The organism is Pantoea sp. RCC30.1, assembly GCF_058148845.1.
In genome coordinates this window covers 1-21,819 of sequence record NZ_JBXUHX010000037.1, presented here as the reverse complement: position 1 = coordinate 21,819, position 21,819 = coordinate 1, and the positions used below count along the sequence as shown (strand labels likewise).

Sequence of the window (21,819 nt, the reverse complement as noted above, 5' to 3'; positions counted from 1 at the left end):
CAGAGAGGGATGCTTCACTCCATCTGAACTTACATTTGCAAGTTCACCATTAACCAGCCATCTAAGGCTTACTCCCGTATCCAATGCGCATTGAACGATGTAATCGCCGGGTAAACTCTGGCGAGATACCCAATTTTGGATAGTAGGTAACGGAATTTTCAGAAGTTCCGCTAGCTCTGGGCGTGAGCTAACCCCATAAGATTTAAGGATTCTCTCCAGTATGGCCTTAACATCGCTGTTGTAATCGGTCATATACCCTTCAAATAATCCAATATGATCTGTTTACACAAATCCATTTGGAATATATCATCCACTTCGTTAGTGAAAATGCACGCCAATGCACCGTAAATACTGCCAACTGGAGATAATCCCCGATGACCAATCAAATTACAATACCTAGCGGCCCAGATCTGATGACTTATGAACAGTTCGCACAGGCTTATGGTTACAGCCTTCGCACTGTGAAGCAGATGGTTGAAGACGGTGATCTGCTTGTTATGCCACGTAAAAAAATTGGCGGTGCTGCACGCATCAACATGGTTGCCTTCCGCGCGCGTTTGCTCGCTCAAGGTGTCAACTGCCGCTACGTTGCTGCGTAACAACTTAATTATTTAAGTTGAGCAAAGGAATGACCATGTTTGATTTCAAGACTTCCACCCATAACCACTACGAAGACGCCTGCCGCAAGTTTGCACTGTCTCACAACATGCGGGAGCTGGCCCAGCAAGCAGGCATGAAAGTGCAGACGCTTCGCAACAAGCTGAATCCTGATCAGGTGCATCAGCTGACCGTTCCAGAAGTGCTGTTGCTTACTGATCTGACCGAGGACGCTACGCTGATGGATGGGATGCTGGCGCAGCTGCACTGTCTGCCATGTGTTCCTGTTAATGAACATGCCGCTGAAAAATTTCCGGCTTACGTGCTCAATGCCTCCGCTCAGGTGGGAACGCTTGCTGCCAGTGCTGCTAATCACGCAAGCATTACCACCTCATGCCGTCGCGGGATTGTTGAAGCAGCTAATACCGGCATTCGCTGCATGATGCTGGCGGCCCTCGCTGTACAGACTCGCGTTCATTCTAACCCTGCACTTTCAGGTACTGCTGATGTGTTAAGTGGTATCGGTGCATCAATCGGGATGGTCTGAGATATGGCGTTTTCAGTGGCTCCGCTTCTGAAGCGGCAAAGTCCGTCCCATGCATACGGCCACGGCTGGATTGCGGCAGATAAGGGCAGGCGCTGGCACCCGGCAATTTCACAGGCCGAACTGCTGGCAGCATTAACGAGTGAGAGGAAAGAATCATGGGTTACAAAGCTGAAAGTATCATTGTTCAGATGAACGCAGGGCAGCGTGCAAGTGCGCTTAATCATATCTCTGCCCTTCGTACCATGATGTATGGCGATTGCAGCCACGAACTCAAACGCTTTATCGCAGATATGCGTAATAAGCGCGATCACCAGGCTGAACAGAATGGCCGCGCACTGAGCGCAATTTTCTTCCTGGCAAATATCAGCAAAGAACGTCACAGCGTTGATTTCAGTGAACTGACGAGTGACGAATTAACGGCGCTGATTAGCGCGATGAATCACTTAAAAGCAGTCGTGAGTTTATTTCCAAAGAATCTGACGTTACCTAATTAATTAACACAACGAAATTAAATGGCGTAAACCCGCCGGGCATTTTTTTGCCCGAATTCAGGAGAAAGTGAAATGCGAAATATCCAGACCCGTAATTTAAAAGCAGACGAAGACGCGCTTAATGCCCTGCTGAGCAAGGCCAAAACTGAGCAGCGTTCTGATGATGCGCTATCCGTTTCTATCCGCCTGGCCGCGCTAGCAATTCATGCCCGCAAACAGGAAATGTCAGCGGCGGAAATCATCGAGTTGCTGGACAAAGAAGCAGAACGCTTTGAGAACCAGGCGCAGGAGCTGCACTGATGGCTGATTCAATGGACATGGTACAGCAGCGCGTGCAGGAAGAGCTGGCGCGCAATCTGGCTAACGCGACTCACCGCCCGACAGGGGCGAGTGAGTTTTTCTGCCTGTCGTGCGGCGAAGAAATACCGGAGAAGCGCCGCCGCGCACTGCCGGGCGTTTGCCTGTGCGTGACCTGCAAGGAAATCAGTGAGCTGAAAAGCGCACATCACAAAGGTGCGGCATTATGAAAACCATCCTGAAATGGGCTGGCAGCAAGTCCGGCCTGATGCCTGAACTGATTAAGCACCTGCCCGCCGGTGATCGCCTGGTTGAGCCGTTTGCCGGTTCCTGTGCCGTCATGATGAATACGGATTATCCGGCCTATCTGGTAGCGGATGTTAATCCCGATCTGATTAACCTCTATCGTCAGGTTAAAGAGCATACCCGCCCGTTTATTGTCGTTGCGTTATCGCTCTTTACTCAGAATCAAACTGAAGAAAGTTATTATCAGGTTCGCGAAGATTTTAACTTCAATGCGGCGCTGCCACTGCTGGAACGTGCTGCGCAATTCCTCTACCTGAATCGCCACGGCTACCGTGGCCTTTGCCGCTATAACAAGCGCGGCGAATTTAATAACCCCTACGGTAATTATAAAGAGCCATATTTCCCGCTGGCAGAAATCGAAGCGTTTGCCGTGAAGGCTCAGCGCGCGACGTTTGAATGTCTGGGGTATAGCGAAACCCTAAGCATGGTCCGTGCCGGTGATGTCGTGTACTGCGACCCGCCATATCACGGCACGTTCACCGCTTATCACACCGATGGGTTCAGCGACGATGATCAGCACTCGCTGGCCTGCACCCTGCTGGGTATTTCTGAGCGTAACCCGGTCATCGTTTCAAACAGCGACACCCTGTTTACCCGCAGTATCTTCCGTGAATTTGACCTGACAAAAGTCACTGCCGCCCGCTCTGTTGGCGTGGCTGCGGGTGAAAGCAAGCGCGCATCTGAAATCATCGCAGTGCGTCACATGAGTCTGGCGGTGTAATGACTCAGGTTTTCGCATACCCATGGAACGCCCCTAAAAAGGCAATCAATCCACAGCTGGACCCGGCGGAAGTTGCGCCGGTGTCCGCGCTTTCAAACCTGATCAGTCTTTATGCTGCAGATAACGAGCAGGAGCAGCTGCGCCGTGAGGCAATGAGTGATGAGGTTTGGGACCGCTACTTTTTCAACGAGTCCCGCGATCCTGTCCAGCGCGAAATTGTGCAGGACAGAATTGTCAGCCGGGCAAAGATGGCCCGCGAACAGCAGCAACACAATCCCGATCTGGTTATCGTTGCCGATGTCAGCGCGCAGCCTTCGCACATCAGCAAGCCTCTCATGGAGCGCGTTAAGTTTTTCCACAATCTCGGCAGGCCGCAGGCTTACTCGCGCTACCTGCGCGAAACCATCCGCCCCTGCCTTGAGAGGCTGGCCCGCGTGCGCGAAAGCCAGATTTCAGCCTCATTCCGTTTTATGGCCGGTCACGACGGGCTGGACGGCCTGCTGGCGTTGCCTGAAATGAACCAGAATCAGGTCAAGCGTTTATCTACGCTGGTCGCTGCGCACATGAGCATGTGTCTGGATAAAGCCAGCGGCCATCTGTTCGTCAGTGACGACGTGACGCCGGAGCAGGTCCGCCAGGCGTGGGAACTTGTTGCAGCGGAAGCGATGCGCCTGGACGTAATCCCCCCGGCCTTTGAGCACTTGCGCCGTAAAAAGCGCCGTCGCAAGCCTGTGCCCTATGATCTGATCCCGCCATCGCTGGCCCGTATGCTCTGCGCGGACTGGTGGTATCGCAAGCTGTGGCAGCTGCGTTGTGAATGGCGTGAAGAGCAGCTGCGCGCTGTCTGCCTGGTCAACAAAAAAGCGTCCCCCTACGTGAGCTTTGAAGCCGTGATCCATAAGCGTGAGCAGCGCAGGAAGTCTCTGGAGTTTTTCCGTTCGCATGAGCTGGTGAGCAATGAAGGCGATACGCTCGATATGGAAGACGTGGTAAATGCCAGTAACAGCAACTCGGCACACCGCCGCAATGAAATGATGGCCTGTGTTAAGGGGCTGGAGCTTATTGCGGAAATGCGCGGCGACTGTGCCGTATTTTACACTCTCACCTGCCCGTCGCGTTTCCACGCCACGCTGAACAACGGCAGACCGAATCCGAAGTGGACCACGGCCACCGTTCGCCAGAGCAGTGATTATCTGGTTGATACCTTCGCTGCCTTCCGCAAGGCCATGCATAAAGCCGGGATGCGCTGGTATGGCGTGCGGGTTGCTGAGCCGCATCATGATGGCACCGTACACTGGCACCTGCTGTGCTTCATGCGCAAAAAAGAGCGCCGTTCAGTCACCGCACTGCTGCGGAAATTTGCCATTCGTGAGGACCGCGAAGAACTTGGCAACAATACCGGGCCGCGCTTTAAAGCTGAACTAATCAACCCGCGCAAAGGTTCACCGACCAGTTATATCGCTAAATACGTCAGTAAAAATATTGATGGCCGTGGCCTGTCTGATGAAATCAGTGCAGAAACAGGTAAATCACTGCGTGATAGCGCGGAGAACGTAGGCGCGTGGGCGTCACTTCATCGCGTTCAGCAGTTCCGCTTCTTTGGTATTCCGGGCCGTCAGGCTTACCGGGAACTGCGCCTGCTTGCCGGTCAGGCGCTGAGAAATCAGAGCGACAAAAAGGCCGGTGCGCCGGTTCTTGAAAACGCGCAATTGGATGCGGTTCTGGCCGCTGCAGATGTGGGCTGCTTTGCCACCTACATCATGAAACAGGGCGGCGTGCTGGTTCCGCGTAAACATCACATCGTCAGAACAGCATACGAGCTTAACGACGAGCCGACCCCTTACGGCGATCACGGCACCCGCATTTATGGCATCTGGTCCCCATTAGTAGCAGGCCGCATCTGCACACACGTAACGAAGTGGAAAATGGTCCGTAAAGCCGTTGATGTTCAGGAGGCGACAGCCGACCAGGGCGCTAGCGCCCCTTGGACTCGTGGCAATAACTGTCCCCCTGATGAAAAACTGAACATTACAGGGGGTAATCAAGTAACTGTTGAACCTATAGAACCAGGTGAAAAGCCTCTTTATGGCCCGGCAGACTTCGACAATATGACCAGAAAACAGCGCCGGGATCTGCTGGCGCGTCTCCGAGTGGTGAAGCCGCGCCAGAAGCAGAGTTATAAGCAGGTAATTGACGATGTTCAGCGGGCTGCTCTTGTTGCAGAGCTGAAAACGAGGGGCTTTACCGGTGAAGAAACTGAAACAAATCTGCTTCTGTGCGGAGGCAGTATCAATTCAGGCGCGGGGATGCGCATTTTCTATAAGAACGGGCGGCTGCAGGAAGACGATAAATGGAGTCAATGGATCTGAACTAAGAATGCTGCCATAAGCGAAGCCGTTAGTCAGGAGAAAGCAAGGCTTAATCTAATCAAAATAACAGGTTGGAATCACTGAAAACCTTACCTTTTATTTTCAAATTAGGTCCGATTGAATGAAAAAACATTTCACATTTCGTAACTCATCTACTACTGTATGGTTATACAGTCTTTAGAGTAAAGGGAGGGTTAGATGAACACTCAAGATTTGGCACCGATAAACCGTAAGATGGCTTGCGTTCAGTTCATTGCTGAGGTGTCACTTATAGCTAATTGCAAGCAATCTGACATGAAATTGGCGATGAGTATCATCGCTGAGTTAGCGCATTCGAGCTGCGAAAAAGTCCCCGACGATGAGATTTTTTACGCTGCGGAGTAGCGTGAGTCCGCAGCCAAGCATATTGATAACGTTGCTGGTGACAAAATTTATTTTTTGCACTGGCAAGGTTGAACAACGAGTACCACGAGGCGTTAGGCTATGGCCGGAAGCGATTCGAATTACCAGGTAGTTTACCGGGGCGAAAGCCTGACTGATTATGCGCCTGGCGGATTAGTTTTCTTTCAGCGGCCAAAAGAGAACGGCGGCGGCTTTTGGTTAGGCCGGACTTATGATGGTGTTTTCTGGCTTGAGATTTCTGCTCCCGTCTCTCTTTCTCAGGGTCTGCTTTATCTGCAGGCGCTAAACAATCCTGTTACGGTCGACCCGAAAATCACTGAGCCAGATAACAACCTGCCCCTGTTCTGACTTTTTGCAGGTAAGTGCATGCCTATGCTGCATGAATCCGCATGATCCCAAAAGGATCGTTTACCCTTTGGCCCGCCAGAACTGGCGGGCTTTTGTTTATGTCATGCAGGTGCATGAAAACCACTACATAAAGCGGGCAGGCGTGGCGGGGCTACGAGCGCGCGCTCCCTGTCTCATGTCATGGCTAAAGTCCTTGCAAGCAGAAAGCCTTCAATTTATCTTTCAATGAGATTTATCTGCAAAAATTAAGGAAATGACATGGCAGAGAACGGACCTATAGAAGATTTGGCGAAACGCATATCGGAAGATCTACTAAGTCGATTCAAGTGGCAGCAGCATGGTCCATGGGATAGAGACTTCCCTTGTGATGATGAACCCAAACATAAACCTGAAAGCAAGAAGCATAAGCATACTCACCCCGTAGATGTAGTATTTAGCTATAAGGACCCTTACCTAAATAAGGTTATCTATCTGAATACTGATTTGAAAAGCTATAAAGCTGGCTCTATAAATGCCACAAAAATTGAGGACGCATTAAAATCTTTAGCTGAAACTATCGAATGTGCCAGATATAACACTGAGTGGATAGAGAAATACAACTTTTCTCAAATAAACTCAGAGGTTCGGGGCTTATTGTTTGTTTTTAATCACGACAATCAATTACAGCATGATTTCTACGAGTTTTTTAACCCTCCTAAACCTGAGAAGGGAAGAAGAAATAAAGCGGTAAATTTAGAAAAAATCCCTTTATGCGCAGGCCAGCAAATCCATATCATAGATCCTTTTTTGATAAGTTATATGTTGGCAGTAACGAGCGATATGAATGATATGATCGCTAAGAGGGAGTTTCCAGATGAGGAATATGGATTCTATTATCCTCAGTTAAACTTTCACAAAGTAGCTGTTACAGAAAAACACCTCCCAGCCACCATAGAGGTATTGTCATCTCCCTTTATGATTGTGAAGCATGGTGCAGTCCTCAAATATAATAAAGCCACAAAGATAGAGGAAGAAGTATACCCGGAAGGATTTATTGTCTATTACAACAGGAAAGGGAATAGTGATAATGAATTCTTCTATTTATTGGATTTATTATCGAACTATCAAATCCTTGATGGAATAAATAAAATAAGAATACGATTAGCCTATCGTGAAAAAGACGAAAGAATTTTATCTCATTTTCAGCGGGGCGTAGAAAAGTATGCGCATGAATATGGACTCGATGAAGATGCTAAAAAAAGGCTCGAAGCTTTGGATGTTCAAGTAGTGTCCACTGTAAAAGAGTTTTTTTCAGCAGAAGTCATTTCTTGGGAGCCTAAATGAAAAACATTCATAGTGTAACTGATAAAGCTTTATATGATGCTTTAAATCAAAAACAAATCACATTAAATGAAATTCAAGACTTGTTCCTTGAGAGATGGACAATAATATCTAAAAAAACACCAAGGAAAGAGTTAGCAAGAAATTACTCTCGAATGACGCATGATTACTATGAGCATCAGAAGATAGCAACATTGTTAGGCGGACAAACTCGCACTGAAAAAATTACGTGTGTAAGAATTGAAGCTAAAATAGATAGGAGTAATATAATAGATGCAGCAGAAAAGCTTAGAGAAGAAATTACCAGTCAAGATGATTTCTGCAAAATACTAATTGACGGACCTAGGGTGCTTATTAACATAAGGTATCTTTCAACTAACTATGGTAAAAGTGACTTTAAACAAGCCATAAACAAAGAGGCTTTGATTGAAATTGAGCCTGTTGAGAATGGATATAGCATTCGCCGTCCTGACAACGAAAACTTAGAGACTTATGAAGAGCTTTTGCTTGGACACATTAGTAATGCTCTAAATGAAGAAGATAATGACAGTAATCTTGATATAAAAATCAATGAGATTACTTTATCTCACAACACATCGGCAGATGTTAGAACTTTATTTTTCGATAAATTAATCCGCACGCTCGATGGTTATGAATTATTAGATGTTACGGATGCTTATGTATATCATCCAACACCAGAGGCTTTGGAGGCTGAGGACGGTAATTTAGAAACAGGGGTGCATGTTTCGAGAGCATCTCTTAAGGGTAAGGGTGTTCTAAATTCCGATGAGCTTAGCGATCTTTATGATAGAGGATTTTACATCTGGAAAATAAAATGGAAGGTCAAGGAGAAGTTAGTAGACCCAGACATATTTGAGCTTGAAGCCCAATTTGGAGACCCACTCGATTGCACTAATTTTTCTTATTTGGTCAAAGGCGTTAGAAAGTATAAATCGAATGGGCAATATTTCAGTAAGCCTCAAAAACTCTCTGGGAGAGATGCTGAGAGGTTCAATAAAGTCATTGAAAACAGAGCCTATTCAATTATAATGGAAATCAGCTAATTCATCGTAAGGAGTGGCCATGTCACAATTAAGATTGAAATGGATGAGGTTAAAGATTCGTACTGATTCTTACGCTATCTTTGATTTTATCAAAAACACCCCTTATTCTGATGCTATTGGTGCTGGTTTCACTAAGTTTGAAGCGATTAATAATGGTGTTTCGGCAACATTCAATAAAAAAACCGTGGTTTTAGAACCTGTTTCCGATCCTTTTGGAGATATTCTTGAGTTCGAAAGAGTTATCTTTGATCAGATTAGTTTTTCAATCCAAAACATTAGTAACAAAACATGCCTATTAACTTTTTACAGCCCACCAAAAACAGTTAAGCCTTTTATTGATTTTTTGTCTAAGGAAGATAGCTTAAATGTTGCTTATGGGAGTTTATCTGTAGATCTTCACTCCTTTATGAAAACCATCCGAGAGGATTTTGGAGTTAAGATTTTCGGTATTTCTAAAGTAAAAGTATCAAACCTTCCTGTCACTGAAAAAACAAGGGCATGTTTGGAACTAAATTCAAGCGGCGATGCGTTGCATGATTTAGAAAGTTTTGTTGATAACAGTGACTATAAGCTTGATAAAATAAAAGCAGGCGGTTTTTATGAAGATTCTAAGATTAGCTTTGAATTAACTAGTGGAGCGTCTGCAGTTGTGCCTGAAGAGCACATCCCCCTATTTAATGAAGTTATTTCGCGTATGGAGCTTGGCAAGTTTTAGCATAGTTTGATGGGTGTTATCGACTAACGATACACCCATTTTTAACGTTATTTTTTAGTTGGTTTCGTCGAGCGTATATTTTGTAAAGCGAATTACCTGCTCACCCAGCCAGCTGTTTAACTCTTCGAAACGCTTCTGCAGCGGCATGAGTTCATTACGCACAAATACCTTACTGGCCTTCTCAATGTCACCAAATCCGCCGGTGTTGTTCGGGATGATCCCCATCAGTTGCGGCGGAACGCGATGCACAGCCAGCATGTCGTCACGGCTCACGTTCTTGATGTTCAGAAACTCATCCTTTGCCGCCACCTCTGACAGCGGGATGATCTGTATGCCGTCCTTTTTCCCGTTCGGGCTGTACATAAACAGGTTGCGGAAGTTGCCAGGGCCCTTTGCGCTTTTCATGGCACCGCGGATATTGTCCACGTCCTGCTGGCTCTGCGCCGGGTCGGTCATGTACATGATGAAACCCGCATGACTGCCGTTAAGGTAATACTTGCGGCGGAACAGCGTGGCCGACTCATTCAGCAACGCCGACGGGATAGCTGACAGGTAGCCCGGCAGGCCGTAAATCTCCTGATTGATGTCCGGCTCCATCAGGTGAAAAACGCTGCCCTTTGCAAACTCATACGGCTCCGTGTTAATGCCATAGTGCGCATACCAGTATGTATCCAGGTCGAGGCCGCGCCGGGTGAACTTTGCCAGCGACGGCTCCAGCTTCAGCGCGTTACCGAGGCGACTGGTCCGCTTCTCCAGGTAGGCATTACCGAAAATCAGGTAATCCAGCGCAAAGCGGCTGAACGCCTGCTGACTCAGCAGGCGGTGAGGGATAAAGGTACTTGCCAGAATATTGCACTTTACGCTGATAGGTGAGCTGTGATGCACGGCGGCGCGGAACGTGCGCGCCAGCCCGTCAACGCTTACGGGCGGTTCATACCAGCGATCATTGATTACGCACTCCACGTAGTCCAGCAGTTCGCGCCGGTCCAGGACCGGGATCGGGTCGCCAAAGGTAAACGCCTCCGATGCTGCCCCGTTGGTCATGTTATCTGGCTGCGGCACGGGCTGCGTGCGGGTGCGGTTCCTGCGTTTGCTCATCAGTAAATCTCCACAATGTTCTGCGTGTGTGCCGCCTGTCCCTGCAGCGGCTCGTTTGCCAGCGCGTGCATGGTCGCCCAGGCTAAATCGCCATGGCTGACTTCCTCACTGCGGCTGGTTTCATAGGTCGGACGGTTGCCGCTGGCCGTGGTGGCTTTGCGGATAGACATGAATGACTGCGCAATGTCGAGGTGGCTGGCGTCAAACTCCAGCCGCCCGCTGGCGATGGTGTCGTAAGCCTTCAGCACCAGGGCGTTCTTCACGTTCGGGTTATAAACAAACTCCTTCACCTGCGGGAAAAACGCTTTGACGTTTTCATACACGCCCAGCCCGACGCCGGTGGAGTCGATGCCGATATAGGTGACGTTATACTGCTGCGTCAGCGTCCTGATGGCGTCAGCCTGCGCCCGGAAGTCCATCCCGCGCCACTGGTGGCGCTCAAGGATGCGGAACTTGCCGCCCGGCACGGCAGGCGGTGCCATGACCACACATCCGGCGCTGTCGCCGTTCTGCGTTCCCTTCGCCGGGTCATAGCCGATCCAGACCTCTTTCCAGCCGAACGGCCGCAGCGCCAGCGCTTCAAAGTCGGTCCAGACTTCCCAGCTGTCCACCATGCACTTCTGCAGCATGGCCAGCTGGAACACCGACGCCAGATCGTCCATAAAGACGCACATCAGCAGGTTCTGGTAATCCTCCGGGCTGTAGCGCGTGCGCAGCTGCTCCAGGTCAAACAGGTCACAGCCGCCGCGCACCGCATCTTCAACCGTGACGATCTGGCGAAACTGGCCGTCTTCGCAGAGGCGACCGGCGGCCAGTGACTGATGGCTGAGGTCGATATCAACCCTGTCCGCTTTGGCCCGGCCCTTGTTGAACTGCGAACCGGACCAGAACGGATAGGCGCTGTGGGTGAGGCTGGACGGGGTGGAAAAGTAGGTTTCGCGCCACTTCTTGTGCAGCGCCATGCCGGACGCCACTTTCTGCAGTTCCTGAAACTTCGGGATCCAGAAATATTCATCCAGGTACAGATTGCCGTGATAGCTCTGTGCGGTGCGGGCGTTGGTGCCTAAGAAATACAGGCACGCGCCGTTACTCAGCGTCATCGGATCGCCCTTCAGGTCTACGTCCACCTCGCGGGCAAATTCAATAATGTACTGCTTGAACACGTGCGCCTGCGCCTTACTGGCTGACAGGAAAATCTGATTACGCCCGGTTGTCAGCGCATCGATCAGCGCCTCGCGGGCGAAAAAGAAGGTGGCCCCGATCTGGCGCGACTTCAGCAGGTTACGGACAGAATACTTATTTCCGGCCTCCCACCACTGACGCTGGTAGCCGAACATTGAGCCGTGGAAAACCTCCTGCAGCTTCTCAATCTGCTCGTCGCTGAACAGGTTCTTTTCCGGGGGCTTACGCGGGCCTTTGTTGCGGTTTTCCACGTTCGGGTTCAGGTCCGCTTCATTGCCGCCGTTGCTGAATTTACCGATCCGGGCGTGGCGCTCGGACTGACGCGCCAGCAGGTCGATTTCCTTAAAGTCCCTCCCTTCCTTCTGCTCCTTCATGATGAGCTGGCAGTAGCGTGCGGCGGTGGTCAGCTGCATCTGATCCAGCGGGCCATAGTCGCCCCACTTATCGCGCTTTTTCCAGCTGTGAACGGTTGCGGGTTTCTCTCCCAGCATTTCAGCAATGCGGGCGATACGGTATCCCTGAAAGTACAGCAGTAAAGCCTGCCTGCGGGGATCGAGGTCGTCGGGGGCGGGTGTCATGTTCATGCAGCCAAAATACGGCCCCGCCGCTTCCTTTTCCGCCATCCCTCATTGTGTGGTTTCCCGCACAACGTCCGCGCGTTGTTTCGATACCCCTGCCGCCGCAACCATAGAGCCTCACAGAGTTTTACTGACCGGAGCCTGGACAATGGCAAAGAAAGCAAAGCGTTTTCGTATCGGGGTGGAAGGTGCCACTACGGACGGGCGCACCATCGAGCGCAGCTGGCTTGAACAGATGGCGGCAAATTACAGCCCTGAGCTGTACACCGCTGTGATCAACATGGAGCACATCAAGGGCTACACGCCAGACAGTCCGTTTCGTCGCTTTGGCGTAGTGGAAGCGCTGGACGCTGAAGAAATCGGCGACGGCCCGCTGAAGGGCAAGCTGGGGCTGTATGCCCTGATCAACCCGACTGACGAGCTGGTCACGCTGACCGGCACCATGCAGAAAATCTTTACCTCTATGGAAATCCGCCCGGAATTCGCGGACACCGGCGCGGCCTATCTGATTGGCCTGGCCGTGACCGACGATCCGGCCAGCCTCGGCACGGAAATGCTGCAGTTCAGCGCCAGCGCCGGGGCGAACCCGCTGGCAAACCGTAAGCAGCATCCTGACAACGTTTTCTCTGCCGCTGAAGAAACCCTGATCGAGTTTGAGGACGTGGCCGACGAAAAGCCCGCCCTGTTTACCCGCATCAAGGCGATGTTCAGCAGACAGCAGCAGACCGACGCGGCGCGCTTCAGCGACGTGCATCAGGCGGTTGAGCTGATTGCCACCGAGCAGCAGGACCTGAGCGCGCGCATTGAAACGGCACTGAGCGAACAGGCCGACAGCCTGAAATCGCATTTCAGCAGTGCGCTGGGTGAGGAAGTGCTGAAGCGCGAACAGCTGCAGGCGGACTTCACCGAACTGCAGCAGCAACTGAGCCGGGAAGATGGCCGCCAGCAGGTCCGCCCGCGCACGCAGGGTAACGGCAGCGGCGGCGAAGTGCGCACCGACTGCTGATACAGCGGCGGCAAACCTTTTTAACGAACAGAGAAAGCGAAGCGATGAAAAATACTACCCGTTTTAAGCTGAATGCTTACATGTCGGTGCTGGCAGAAATCAACAAGATTGACCTGTCCGCGCTGAACAGCAAATTCACCATTGAGCCGTCCGTGTCGCAGACGCTGGAAAGCAAAATTCAGGAGTCGTCCGCGTTCCTGCAGGCCATCAACATTATGCCGGTCAGTGAGCAGAGCGGCGAACGGCTGGGGCTGGGGATCGGCACCACCATTGCAGGCACCACCGATACCACCCAGAAAGAGCGCGAGCCGACCGATCCGACCTACATCGACGGCGATGGCTACAAATGCACGCAGACCAACTTTGACACGGCGCTGCCTTATTCAAAGCTGGACATGTGGGCGAAGTTCAGCGATTTCCAGGTGCGCATCCGTGACGCCATCGTGAAGCGTCAGGCGCTGGACCGCATCATGATCGGCTTCAACGGCCTGAAGCGTGAGAAAACCTCCAACCGCGTGCAGAACCCGCTGCTGCAGGACGTGAATATCGGCTGGCTGGAAAAAATCCGCCAGGAGAAGCCGTCGCAGGTACTGGGTCAGCACATCGGTGACGACGGCAAGGTGGTGTCGGACAAAATCACCGTGGGGAAAAGCGGCCTGTTCCGTAACCTGGACGCCGTGGTGATGGGCGCGGTGTCGGAAAAAATCGGCGTGCAGTATCAGGACGACACCGAACTGGTGGTTATCTGCGGACGCCAGCTGCTGGCTGATAAGTATTTCCCGCTGGTCAATCAGAGCCAGCCCAACACCGAAGCGCTGGCCGCTGATCTGATCATCAGCCAGAAGCGCATCGGCGGCCTGCAGGCGGTCCGCGCCCCGTACTTCCCGGCGAATGCGCTGCTGATCACCCGCCTGGATAACCTGTCCATCTACTGGCAGGAAGATACCCGCCGCCGCTCGATCATCGACAACCCGAAACGTGACCGCATCGAAAACCTTGAGTCGGTTAACGAGGCTTACGTGGTTGAGGACTACGACTGCACCTGCCTGGTGGAAAACATTGAGCTGCTGGAGCAGGAGCCGGAGAAAGCGCCGGGCGAAATGAGCGAAGCGGAAATCGCACGCATCGCCGCCGTGGCGGCCAGCGTGGTGAAGTCCATGAGCGGCGCGGATGACTCAACCGGCAGCGCTGGCGCTGACCAGAACGCCGGAGCGTAACCGTGACCAATCCTTTCCGCGCGCATACGCGCTTTATTCAGGCACAGGAGGCCGCCCGGTCGGGCGGCAGTGGCCGCAGCACAAAGGGCTATGACCTGATGCTGCTGCAGCTGAACGAAGACCGCCGCCGCCTCAAGGGCATTCAGTCCAACGTCCGAAAGGCCGAAATCAAGGTGGAGGTGCTGCCGAAGTACGCCGCCTGGGCTGAGGGCGTGCTGAGCGCGGACGGCGCGCAGCAGGACGATGTGCTGATGTACGTGATGCTGTGGCGCGTTGATGCCGGTGACTATGCCGGTGCGCTCGCGATTGGTCGCCACGCGCTGAAACACGGCTGGGCGATGCCGCTGGGACAACGCACCACGGCGACGGTGCTGGCCGAAGAAATTGCTGACGCGGCAAAGGCTGCCATCCTGGCAAAGACGCCTTTTGATCCGGCCCTGCTGCTGGAGGCGCTGGAGGTGGTAGACGCACACGACATGCCCGATCAGTCGCGCGCCCGTCTGCACAAGTCCATCGGCTGGGTGCTGACGGAAAGCAGCCCTGCGTCCGCGCTGAACCATCTGAAGCGCGCCCTGCAGCTGGACGAAAAGTGCGGCGTTAAAAAAGACATTGAGCAGCTGGAGCGGAAAATCCGTAACGCCAGCTGATAACCGGACGTGCCCACGCGCGGGGCGGCACGGGGTGGCGACAGGCAGCGCCGCATCAAAACCCCGTCCACCGCCCACCTATTCAGGAGTAACAGAGCAATGGAATTTATCGCGCCACAGAAGGCGACGGCAGCGCCGGACATCATCCCCAATAACTCATTCTGGCCGGATGTCGATCTGGCGAAGTTCCGCAGCGTCATGCGCGTTGACGGCACCGTGACGCCGGAGCGTCTGCGTCAGGTGGTGCTGACCGCGATGGCGGAGGTTAACGCGGAGCTTTACCCGTGGCGTGAGCGGCAGGAGCTGGCCGGTCATAACGGCCTGGCTGACGTTCCGGCGGAGCGTCTGGCCGGTGTGAGCGTGCGGCTGCATCACTATGAAAATGCGGTGTGGTGCTGGACGCGCGCGGTGCTGAACGAGCGTTATCAGGACTTTGACGCCACCGCCTCAGCCGTGAAGCGCGGCGAAGATCTGAGTGATGCCAGCGGCGATCTCTGGCGCGATGCGCGCTGGGCTATCAGCCGCGTGCAGGACATGCCGCACTGCACCGTGGAGCTTATCTGATGAAAGTGCGTGCTCAGCAGTATGACACGGTGGACGCACTCTGCTGGCGTCACTACGGGCGCACGCAGGGCATGGCTGAACAGGTGCTGCAGGCAAATCCGGGGCTGGCGGAGCACGGCCCCCTCTTACCGCACGGGCTGGAGGTGGAGTTGCCGGACGTGACAGCAACGGCCACCGTGCAGGCCGTCCAGCTTTGGGACTGAATCATGTGGGAAAAAATCAGCACCTTTTTAACCTGGTGCATTGCGGTGGTGATGGCGTGGCTGGGCGGCATGGACCTGAAAGACATGTCCACCTTGGCCGGTGTGTTAATCGGCCTGCTGATGGCGCTTATCAGCTGGTACTACAAACACAAAACCTATCAGCTTCTGGCAAGCGGGCGTATTACGCGGAGTGAATATGAATCTGCAGACCGTTAAACGCTGCGCCGTGGGCGTGGTGCTGGCGCTGGCCGCCACGATGCCCGGTTTTCAGCTGCTGCATACCTCCGTAGAGGGGCTGCGGCTGATTGCCGACTATGAGGGCTGTCGCCTGCAGCCTTACCAGTGCAGCGCGGGAAAGTGGACCGACGGGATCGGCAACACGTCCGGCGTTGTGCCGGGTAAGTCCATCACGGAACGGCAGGCGGCGGGGAATTTCATCACCAACGTGTTACGCACTGAGGCGGCACTGGCGCGCTGCGTGGCGGTCTCTATGCCGCAGCAGGTTTATGACGCGCTGGTGTCGCTGGCGTTCAACGTTGGCACCGGCAACGTCTGCGGCTCAACGATGGTGGCGTTGCTGAAAAATGGACAGTGGCGCGAGGCGTGTTATCAGCTGCCGCGCTGGGTGTACGTGAAAGGCGTATTTAATCAGGGGCTGGATAACCGGCGTGGACGTGAACTGGCATGGTGCCTTAAGGGAGTATGAGCACATGAAGAACATCATCGTGATGGTTCTTTTTTTTCTGGGGATTGTGTTGTGGCAGTCGTGGAACCTGCACAACGCCTATCAGAAGATTCACGCGCATGAGGCAATCATAGAAACTCAGGGGAAAAAGCTGAGCCAAAAGAACAGCCAGCTGATTGCCTTGAACATCCTGACGCAGACAAACAGCCAGGCACAGACGCAGCTTTACGCCGCCGCCGAACGCAACGGCCAGCTGCTGCGCGACCGGCAGCGAAAAATTGAGGAACTGAAACGTGAAAATGAAGATCTGCGCCGCTGGAGTGATACCGCTTTGCCTGATCATGTTGTCCGGCTGCGCCAGCGACCGGCCCTCGCAGGAGGTGAATCTTACCGTGAGTGGCTGTCCGAAAATCACCCGTTGCCAGCTGGACCCCGCAGCGCCGCTCACTAACGGCGACCTTCTGGCCCTGCTGGACGAAACGGAGGCCGCCTGGGCGGCGTGTGCCGGTAAGGTCGATACCATCATAAGCTGTCAGGAAAAAGACGATGAACAAGCCGCAGTCCTTACGCAGCGCCCTTAATAAGTCGGTCCCTTACGTGGCCGAAAACCCGGAACGCCTGCACCTGTTCGTGGACAGCGGCCAGCTGGTCGCCACGTCCGCCGCGTCCCTGTCGTGGGAGTATCGCTACACCCTGAACGTGGTGATCACCGACTTCACCGGCGACCAGAACCTGCTGATGGCCCCGGTGCTTTTGTGGCTGCGGGAAAATCAGCCCGACGCGCTGCAGAACAGCGAGGCGCGCGAAAAGCTGTTTTCGTTTGAGGTCGATATTCTGGGCAATGACCGCTGCGACATCAGCATGGATCTGAAGCTGACCGAGCGCGTCGTGGCAACCACTGTGGACGGGAAAATCAGCATTGAGGCAGTGCCGGAGCCGGACGCACCGGAGGAGTTCTGGACGGTGAAACGTGGCTGAACTGCATGAAGTCGATGCGTGGCTGGCGGCGCTGCTGTCACAACTGGAGCCTGCCGCCCGGAAAAAGATGCTGCGCGAGGTGGCGCGCGACGTGCGCCGCATTCAGCAGGCAAACATCACCGCGCAGCGATCCCCTGACGGCACCACATGGGAGCCGCGCCGCGTCAGCGCCCGCAGCAAAAAGGGCCGCATCCGTCGCGGCATGTTCGCGAAGCTGAAAACGGCGAAGTATCTGAAGGCGCAGGCTGGCGCGGACGCTGCTGAGGTTGCCTTTGTGCCGGGGGTGCAGAAGCTGGCCCGCGTTCACCACTACGGCCTGCGGGACCGGGTAAGCCGTCGCGGCCCTATGGTGAAATATGCTGAACGTCCACTGCTGGGCGTTAATGGTGAGGTCGAAAAAAAATTGCGCGAGATTATTTTTCGCTCATTAAGTTCATAAGCACTTTACAGTAAAAATCATTTTTTTACTTTTTTAGTATCGCTATCGCCTAGCCGTTTTGACATGAAGTGTAATAAGAAAATACCTAAGATAAGCAATATGATTGAGATGGAGTTGTATATTCCCCATTGACTAGGCTCTACAGTTGATAGAATCAATAAAATCACTGAAGCTACGCCTAGCATTATTGGTTCAATAGCTTCATCTGGGCCGTCAGTAATTAGCATGTAGGCTAGTTGAAGTCCGCATGAAATCGCTAAGGCATTAGCTACATAAGTCAGCGTCCTTATATTTTTTATGTGAGAAAACACAGGATATTTATCTACTAATTGAGTCCAGCTCACCTCGGCTAACTTAAAGTCATTCAACGTCCAATAGTAAATGACGTGCCTAAGCTGAACCTTTTCAATGAGGTTTAAAGTGTCTAACACTTCTACAAATCCCTTGGCTATTAACAGCAAACTCAAACAAATGAATATTGTTTTTTGTGCATGAGCCTGTAAGCTTTTTGCGGAAGATGCTACTGGATCGTGATCGTCTTCATCAATGGTAGTGCTGGAATTATTATTATCTTTTTGTTCTTTTGCGGTTGATACATTTTTTATATGGCCTTTAGATTTATTACTAAATTTAACTTTGCACCATTCCACAGATTTTTTATACACAACCTTGGGCCATGTCTTTTCATTTCTTATAGATGGTTGGTACCCTAGGATGTTAATGATATCACTCCAGAACCCTTTACTAAGAAGAAGTGGTAAGACTATTAACAAGACCAATATGATCGGTAGTGCGTTTATGAAGGTGCTCATTTTTGGCTTTCCTTTTGCCTTTGGTAAGAAGTGGTTTTAAAAATTAATCTCTTTGTGCCATCTACCACACAGCCAAGAAAGTTATCATAAGAATAAGCTGTGAGGCATTATTTTTTAATGAACGAAAAACTCACCGAAATTATGCGCCTTATCACCAACCTGATTCGCACCGGCACCGTGTCCGAGGTTGATCCGGTGAACTGGCTGTGCCGGGTGAAAACGGGCGACCTTGAAACCAACTGGATTAACTGGCTCACACTGCGCGCTGGAAGCACCCGAACGTGGTGGAAACCCACTGTTGGAGAGCAGGTCGTGCTGCTGAGCCTGGGCGGCAATCTTGAAACCGCCTTTGCGCTACCCGCCATCTATTCCGAAGCCTTCCCGCCGCCCGACTATTCGGAAGACGGCACCACAACCGTGTTTAAGGACGGCGGCTGGTTTCAGTACGAGCCGGACACCGGCCAGCTGCTGATAAAGAACATCAAAAGCGTGCGCATTGAAGCGGCGGACGGCATTCAGCTGATCACCGATGCGCTGGGGATAGAGGCCAGCCAGACACGGATCAACGGTGACACCACGATGAACGGCGATGTGACACACGGCGGCGGTTCAATGAGTTCTAACGGCGTAATTGCTGATAAGCACTTACACAACAAAGTTAAGAGTGGCGGCGATATGTCAGGAGGCCCGCAATGATGTATCTCGGCATGAACCGTGGCAACGGCAAAGCCATTACCGATATCGATCACATACGGCAGAGCATTCGCGACATCCTGATCACCCCGGAAGGCAGCCGCATCACCCGGCGTGATTACGGCTCGCTGCTGTCGGTGCTGATTGACCAGCCACAGAACGACGTGATCCGCCTGCAGGTAATGGCGGCGGTGTATGTCGCCATCAGCCGCTGGGAACCTCGCGTGAGGCTGAGCACCGTAAACCTTACCAGCGACTTTGACGGCTCTATGGTGATTGAGCTGACCGGCCAGCGGGATGACGGTTCGCCGGTTGCTATGTCTGTACCAACGGGGGTGAACAGTGGCAGTAATTGACCTTTCCCAACTGCCCGCACCGCAGATTATTGAGGTGCCAAACTTTGAATCGCTGCTGGCTGAGCGCAAAGAGGCGCTGATTGCGCTTTATCCGGCGGATGAACAGGCCGCCATGCGGCGCGTGCTGGCGCTGGAGTCTGAACCGATTGTGAAAAGCCTGCAGGAAAATACTTACCGCGAAATCCTGTTGCGCCAGCGCATCAATGAGGCGGCGCAGGCGGTGATGGTGGCCTACGCCATCGGCAGCGATCTGGACCAGCAGGCCGCCCGCAATAATGTGAAGCGGCTGACCATTACGCCTGCGAATCCCGACGCGGTGCCGCCGGTGGATGCAGTGATGGAATCAGACGACGCACTGCGCGTCCGCGTGCCGGAGGCGTTTGAGGGGCTGAGCGTGGCCGGACCGACGGGCGCGTATGAGTTTCATGCTAAAAGCGCCGATGGCCGGGTGCAGGACGTGTCCGCCATCAGCCCGTCACCGGCGACAGTACTGATCACTGTCCTGAGTCGCGAAGGCGACGGCACGGCGGCAGCGGATTTGCTGACTACAGTGGACACAGCACTAAGCGCCGACAGCGTGCGCCCGGTGGCCGACCGTGTGACGGTTCAGGGGGCGACTATTCGCAACTACAGTGTGAAGGCCAGGCTGCACCTGTTCGACGGCGTGGCCGCCGGTCCCTGCCTTGAGGCGGCAAACGCTAATCTGGCGGCTTACCTTGCTGAACAGAAAAAGCTGGGCCGCAGCGTGCGGCGTGAGTCCTACGGGGCGGTGATGCGTGTGGCCGGTGTGGACTGGGTGGAAATCACCGAACCGGCGCAGGACATCATCATGGACCGCACGCAGGCGGGTTACTGCACCGGCACGGACATTTCCGTGGCGGGCGATCAGGGGGTGACATGAGCAACAGCAGCCTGATGCCGCCCGGTTCGTCTGCGCTGGAGCGCCGACTGGCGCAGGCGTGCAGCGGGATTTCCGGGCTGAACGTGCCGCTGCGCGACCTGTGGAACCCGGCCACCTGCCCGGTGAGCTTTCTGCCCTATCTGGCCTGGGCCTTTTCGGTGGACCGCTGGGACGAAAGCTGGGCGGAGAACGTCAAGCGGCAGGTGGTGAGCGATGCGTTTTACATTCATCAGCACAAGGGAACCATCAGCGCCATCCGCCGCGTGGTGGAGCCGTTCGGCTTCCTGATCCGGGTTATTGAGTGGTGGAAAACCAGTGAGCCGCCCGGCACGTTCCGGCTGGACATTGGCGTGCAGGACCAGGGCATTACTGAAGAAACCTATCAGGAGCTTGAGCGGCTGATCAGCGATGCGAAGCCGTGCAGCCGTCACCTGCTGGGAATGTCGATAAACCTGCAGGTCAGCGGTGAAACGCTTATAGCGGCGGCCAGCTATGACGGTGATGACCTGACCGTTTACCCGTATACCCCGGAAATTATTTCCGTCAGCGGCGCAGTTTATGGCGGCGCGGCGGTTCACGTTATTGACCTGATGGAAGTGGGACCATGACACAAAAATACTATGCAATTGTCACCAATCAGGGCGCGGCGAAGATTGCCAACGCTGCCGCACTCGGTACAAAACTGAATATCACGCAGATGGCCGTGGGCGACGGCGGCGGCACGCTGCCGACCCCGAACGCCAGCCAGACGAAGCTGGTTAACGAGGTGCGCCGCGCCGCCATCAATACGCTGAGCATTGACCCGGCCAACGCCAGCCAGATGATTGCCGAACAGGTGATCCCCGAAACGTCGGGCGGGTTCTGGATCCGGGAAATGGGCCTGTTCGACGCGGACGGGACGCTGATCGCGGTCTGCAACACGCCGGAAACCTACAAACCCGCACTGCAGGAAGGCAGTGGCCGCACGCAGACCGTGCGCATGATGCTGATCATTAACAGCACCGACGCTATCACCCTGAAGATTGACCCGTCCGTGGTGCTGGCAACGCGGAAGTACGTGGATGATGCTGTTATCGAAGTTAAGGCATACACAGACAGCGAAATGAAAAAACATGCCGATGCTGATAATCCACACAGCCAGTACCTGCAGATTGCAAATGCCCTGTCAGAAATCAAAGACGCCGGGCTGGTTGCCGACCTTCTCAAAAACCTCGGTTTAACAGAAAAGTTTTCAGGGCGTTTATTGAAGTTAAATCGCATCACTGAAAACGCTTCTTACGATA

The 21,819-nt window shown here is 53.3% G+C and carries 33 protein-coding genes; 29 read left to right on the top strand and 4 right to left on the bottom strand.

Going from position 1 to position 21,819, the window contains the following annotated elements:
• On the bottom strand, positions 1–252 hold a 252-nt coding region (locus tag AC2LB6_RS21615; RefSeq protein WP_490095078.1), incomplete at its 3' end, for a helix-turn-helix transcriptional regulator.
• A 122-nt stretch (positions 253–374) separates the two neighbouring features.
• Here AC2LB6_RS21615 and AC2LB6_RS21610 point away from each other — a divergent pair.
• The 13 genes from AC2LB6_RS21610 (at position 375) to AC2LB6_RS21550 (ending at position 9,177) form a co-directional block, all read left to right on the top strand.
• The gene (locus AC2LB6_RS21610; RefSeq protein ID WP_045139711.1) at positions 375–599 is read left to right on the top strand and encodes a MerR family transcriptional regulator; all 225 of its coding nucleotides are present in this window, start codon (positions 375–377) and stop codon (positions 597–599) included.
• Positions 600–634: 35 nt separating this feature from the next.
• The gene (locus AC2LB6_RS21605; RefSeq protein WP_337014171.1) at positions 635–1,144 is read left to right on the top strand and encodes a phage regulatory CII family protein; all 510 of its coding nucleotides are present in this window, start codon (positions 635–637) and stop codon (positions 1,142–1,144) included.
• A gap of 3 nt (positions 1,145–1,147) precedes the next feature.
• Positions 1,148–1,336: a phage filamentation protein Fil family protein gene (locus AC2LB6_RS21600; protein ID WP_071998019.1), complete on the top strand. Its 189-nt coding sequence runs from the start codon at positions 1,148–1,150 to the stop codon at positions 1,334–1,336.
• Positions 1,300–1,638, top strand: coding sequence for a DUF5347 family protein (locus tag AC2LB6_RS21595; RefSeq protein ID WP_490095077.1), 339 nt, complete (start codon positions 1,300–1,302; stop codon positions 1,636–1,638). Before AC2LB6_RS21600 ends, AC2LB6_RS21595 begins: the two co-directional genes overlap by 37 nt.
• Before the next feature lie 69 nt (positions 1,639–1,707).
• On the top strand, positions 1,708–1,935 hold the full coding sequence (locus AC2LB6_RS21590; protein WP_490095076.1) for a DUF2732 family protein: 228 nt from the start codon (positions 1,708–1,710) through the stop codon (positions 1,933–1,935).
• Entirely contained in the window at positions 1,935–2,162 is a 228-nt protein-coding gene (locus AC2LB6_RS21585; RefSeq protein ID WP_490095075.1) for a TraR/DksA family transcriptional regulator, read from the top strand. Before AC2LB6_RS21590 ends, AC2LB6_RS21585 begins: the two co-directional genes overlap by 1 nt.
• Positions 2,159–2,959 (top strand): DNA adenine methylase, encoded by an 801-nt coding sequence (locus tag AC2LB6_RS21580; RefSeq protein WP_033786613.1) that lies wholly within the window; start codon positions 2,159–2,161, stop codon positions 2,957–2,959. Before AC2LB6_RS21585 ends, AC2LB6_RS21580 begins: the two co-directional genes overlap by 4 nt.
• Positions 2,959–5,328 carry a replication endonuclease gene (locus AC2LB6_RS21575; protein WP_490095074.1) on the top strand — a complete coding sequence of 790 codons (2,370 nt, stop codon included), beginning with the start codon at positions 2,959–2,961 and terminating at the stop codon, positions 5,326–5,328. The genes AC2LB6_RS21580 and AC2LB6_RS21575 overlap by 1 nt, the downstream gene beginning before the upstream one ends.
• 198 nt (positions 5,329–5,526) lie before the next feature.
• Positions 5,527–5,712 carry a hypothetical protein gene (locus AC2LB6_RS21570; protein WP_490095073.1) on the top strand — a complete coding sequence of 62 codons (186 nt, stop codon included), beginning with the start codon at positions 5,527–5,529 and terminating at the stop codon, positions 5,710–5,712.
• A 99-nt stretch (positions 5,713–5,811) separates the two neighbouring features.
• Positions 5,812–6,078, top strand: a complete 267-nt coding sequence (locus AC2LB6_RS21565) for a hypothetical protein (protein ID WP_490095072.1) — start codon at positions 5,812–5,814, stop codon at positions 6,076–6,078.
• Positions 6,079–6,336: 258 nt separating this feature from the next.
• The gene (locus tag AC2LB6_RS21560) at positions 6,337–7,401 is read left to right on the top strand and encodes a PD-(D/E)XK nuclease domain-containing protein (RefSeq protein WP_490095071.1); all 1,065 of its coding nucleotides are present in this window, start codon (positions 6,337–6,339) and stop codon (positions 7,399–7,401) included.
• Entirely contained in the window at positions 7,398–8,462 is a 1,065-nt protein-coding gene (locus AC2LB6_RS21555) for a hypothetical protein (protein WP_490095070.1), read from the top strand. The genes AC2LB6_RS21560 and AC2LB6_RS21555 overlap by 4 nt, the downstream gene beginning before the upstream one ends.
• 19 nt (positions 8,463–8,481) lie before the next feature.
• A complete protein-coding gene (locus tag AC2LB6_RS21550; RefSeq protein WP_490095069.1) occupies positions 8,482–9,177 on the top strand; it encodes a hypothetical protein in 696 nt (231 codons plus the stop codon).
• Positions 9,178–9,231: 54 nt separating this feature from the next.
• Here AC2LB6_RS21550 and AC2LB6_RS21545 read toward each other — a convergent pair whose 3' ends face one another.
• Together AC2LB6_RS21545 and AC2LB6_RS21540 are read right to left on the bottom strand one after the other, a co-directional pair.
• Positions 9,232–10,275 carry a phage portal protein gene (locus AC2LB6_RS21545; protein ID WP_490095068.1) on the bottom strand — a complete coding sequence of 348 codons (1,044 nt, stop codon included), beginning with the start codon at positions 10,273–10,275 and terminating at the stop codon, positions 9,232–9,234.
• Complete coding sequence (locus AC2LB6_RS21540; RefSeq protein WP_163763104.1) at positions 10,275–12,041, bottom strand: terminase ATPase subunit family protein; 1,767 nt, start codon at positions 12,039–12,041, stop codon at positions 10,275–10,277. The genes AC2LB6_RS21545 and AC2LB6_RS21540 overlap by 1 nt, the downstream gene beginning before the upstream one ends.
• A gap of 142 nt (positions 12,042–12,183) precedes the next feature.
• Here AC2LB6_RS21540 and AC2LB6_RS21535 point away from each other — a divergent pair, with 142 nt between their 5' ends.
• The 11 genes from AC2LB6_RS21535 (at position 12,184) to AC2LB6_RS21485 (ending at position 17,774) form a co-directional block, all read left to right on the top strand.
• The gene (locus AC2LB6_RS21535; protein WP_301252977.1) at positions 12,184–13,041 is read left to right on the top strand and encodes a GPO family capsid scaffolding protein; all 858 of its coding nucleotides are present in this window, start codon (positions 12,184–12,186) and stop codon (positions 13,039–13,041) included.
• Positions 13,042–13,085: 44 nt separating this feature from the next.
• Positions 13,086–14,258, top strand: a complete 1,173-nt coding sequence (locus AC2LB6_RS21530) for a phage major capsid protein, P2 family (protein ID WP_490095067.1) — start codon at positions 13,086–13,088, stop codon at positions 14,256–14,258.
• Positions 14,259–14,260: 2 nt separating this feature from the next.
• Positions 14,261–14,905, top strand: a complete 645-nt coding sequence (gene gpM, locus AC2LB6_RS21525; RefSeq protein WP_060680983.1) for a phage terminase small subunit — start codon at positions 14,261–14,263, stop codon at positions 14,903–14,905.
• Positions 14,906–15,004: 99 nt separating this feature from the next.
• Positions 15,005–15,469 carry a head completion/stabilization protein gene (locus AC2LB6_RS21520; RefSeq protein WP_490095066.1) on the top strand — a complete coding sequence of 155 codons (465 nt, stop codon included), beginning with the start codon at positions 15,005–15,007 and terminating at the stop codon, positions 15,467–15,469.
• Complete coding sequence (locus AC2LB6_RS21515) at positions 15,469–15,672, top strand: tail protein X (protein WP_490095065.1); 204 nt, start codon at positions 15,469–15,471, stop codon at positions 15,670–15,672. The genes AC2LB6_RS21520 and AC2LB6_RS21515 overlap by 1 nt, the downstream gene beginning before the upstream one ends.
• Before the next feature lie 3 nt (positions 15,673–15,675).
• Positions 15,676–15,888, top strand: a complete 213-nt coding sequence (locus AC2LB6_RS21510; protein WP_490095064.1) for a phage holin family protein — start codon at positions 15,676–15,678, stop codon at positions 15,886–15,888.
• The gene (locus tag AC2LB6_RS21505) at positions 15,869–16,378 is read left to right on the top strand and encodes a lysozyme (protein ID WP_490095063.1); all 510 of its coding nucleotides are present in this window, start codon (positions 15,869–15,871) and stop codon (positions 16,376–16,378) included. The genes AC2LB6_RS21510 and AC2LB6_RS21505 overlap by 20 nt, the downstream gene beginning before the upstream one ends.
• 4 nt (positions 16,379–16,382) lie before the next feature.
• Positions 16,383–16,808, top strand: a complete 426-nt coding sequence (gene lysB, locus AC2LB6_RS21500) for an Rz-like lysis system protein LysB (protein WP_490095062.1) — start codon at positions 16,383–16,385, stop codon at positions 16,806–16,808.
• On the top strand, positions 16,699–16,938 hold the full coding sequence (gene lysC / locus AC2LB6_RS21495; RefSeq protein ID WP_490095061.1) for an Rz1-like lysis system protein LysC: 240 nt from the start codon (positions 16,699–16,701) through the stop codon (positions 16,936–16,938). The genes lysB and lysC overlap by 110 nt, the downstream gene beginning before the upstream one ends.
• Positions 16,904–17,335, top strand: coding sequence for a phage tail protein (locus AC2LB6_RS21490; RefSeq protein WP_490095060.1), 432 nt, complete (start codon positions 16,904–16,906; stop codon positions 17,333–17,335). Before lysC ends, AC2LB6_RS21490 begins: the two co-directional genes overlap by 35 nt.
• Positions 17,328–17,774, top strand: coding sequence for a phage virion morphogenesis protein (locus tag AC2LB6_RS21485; protein ID WP_490095059.1), 447 nt, complete (start codon positions 17,328–17,330; stop codon positions 17,772–17,774). The genes AC2LB6_RS21490 and AC2LB6_RS21485 overlap by 8 nt, the downstream gene beginning before the upstream one ends.
• A gap of 17 nt (positions 17,775–17,791) precedes the next feature.
• Here the strand turns inward: AC2LB6_RS21485 and AC2LB6_RS21480 are convergent, their stop codons facing one another.
• Positions 17,792–18,586: a hypothetical protein gene (locus AC2LB6_RS21480; RefSeq protein WP_490095058.1), complete on the bottom strand. Its 795-nt coding sequence runs from the start codon at positions 18,584–18,586 to the stop codon at positions 17,792–17,794.
• A 117-nt stretch (positions 18,587–18,703) separates the two neighbouring features.
• On the opposite strand from AC2LB6_RS21480, the gene AC2LB6_RS21475 reads away from it, so the two are divergent.
• The 5 genes from AC2LB6_RS21475 to AC2LB6_RS21455 form a co-directional block, all read left to right on the top strand.
• Positions 18,704–19,282, top strand: a complete 579-nt coding sequence (locus tag AC2LB6_RS21475) for a phage baseplate assembly protein V (RefSeq protein ID WP_490095057.1) — start codon at positions 18,704–18,706, stop codon at positions 19,280–19,282.
• Entirely contained in the window at positions 19,279–19,635 is a 357-nt protein-coding gene (locus AC2LB6_RS21470; RefSeq protein ID WP_490095056.1) for a GPW/gp25 family protein, read from the top strand. The genes AC2LB6_RS21475 and AC2LB6_RS21470 overlap by 4 nt, the downstream gene beginning before the upstream one ends.
• Positions 19,622–20,536 carry a baseplate J/gp47 family protein gene (locus tag AC2LB6_RS21465; RefSeq protein WP_490095055.1) on the top strand — a complete coding sequence of 305 codons (915 nt, stop codon included), beginning with the start codon at positions 19,622–19,624 and terminating at the stop codon, positions 20,534–20,536. Before AC2LB6_RS21470 ends, AC2LB6_RS21465 begins: the two co-directional genes overlap by 14 nt.
• Entirely contained in the window at positions 20,533–21,144 is a 612-nt protein-coding gene (locus AC2LB6_RS21460; protein WP_490095054.1) for a phage tail protein I, read from the top strand. Before AC2LB6_RS21465 ends, AC2LB6_RS21460 begins: the two co-directional genes overlap by 4 nt.
• A partial coding sequence (locus AC2LB6_RS21455; protein ID WP_490095053.1) for a phage tail protein occupies positions 21,141–21,819 on the top strand: 679 nt, incomplete at its 3' end. The genes AC2LB6_RS21460 and AC2LB6_RS21455, both read left to right, overlap by 4 nt.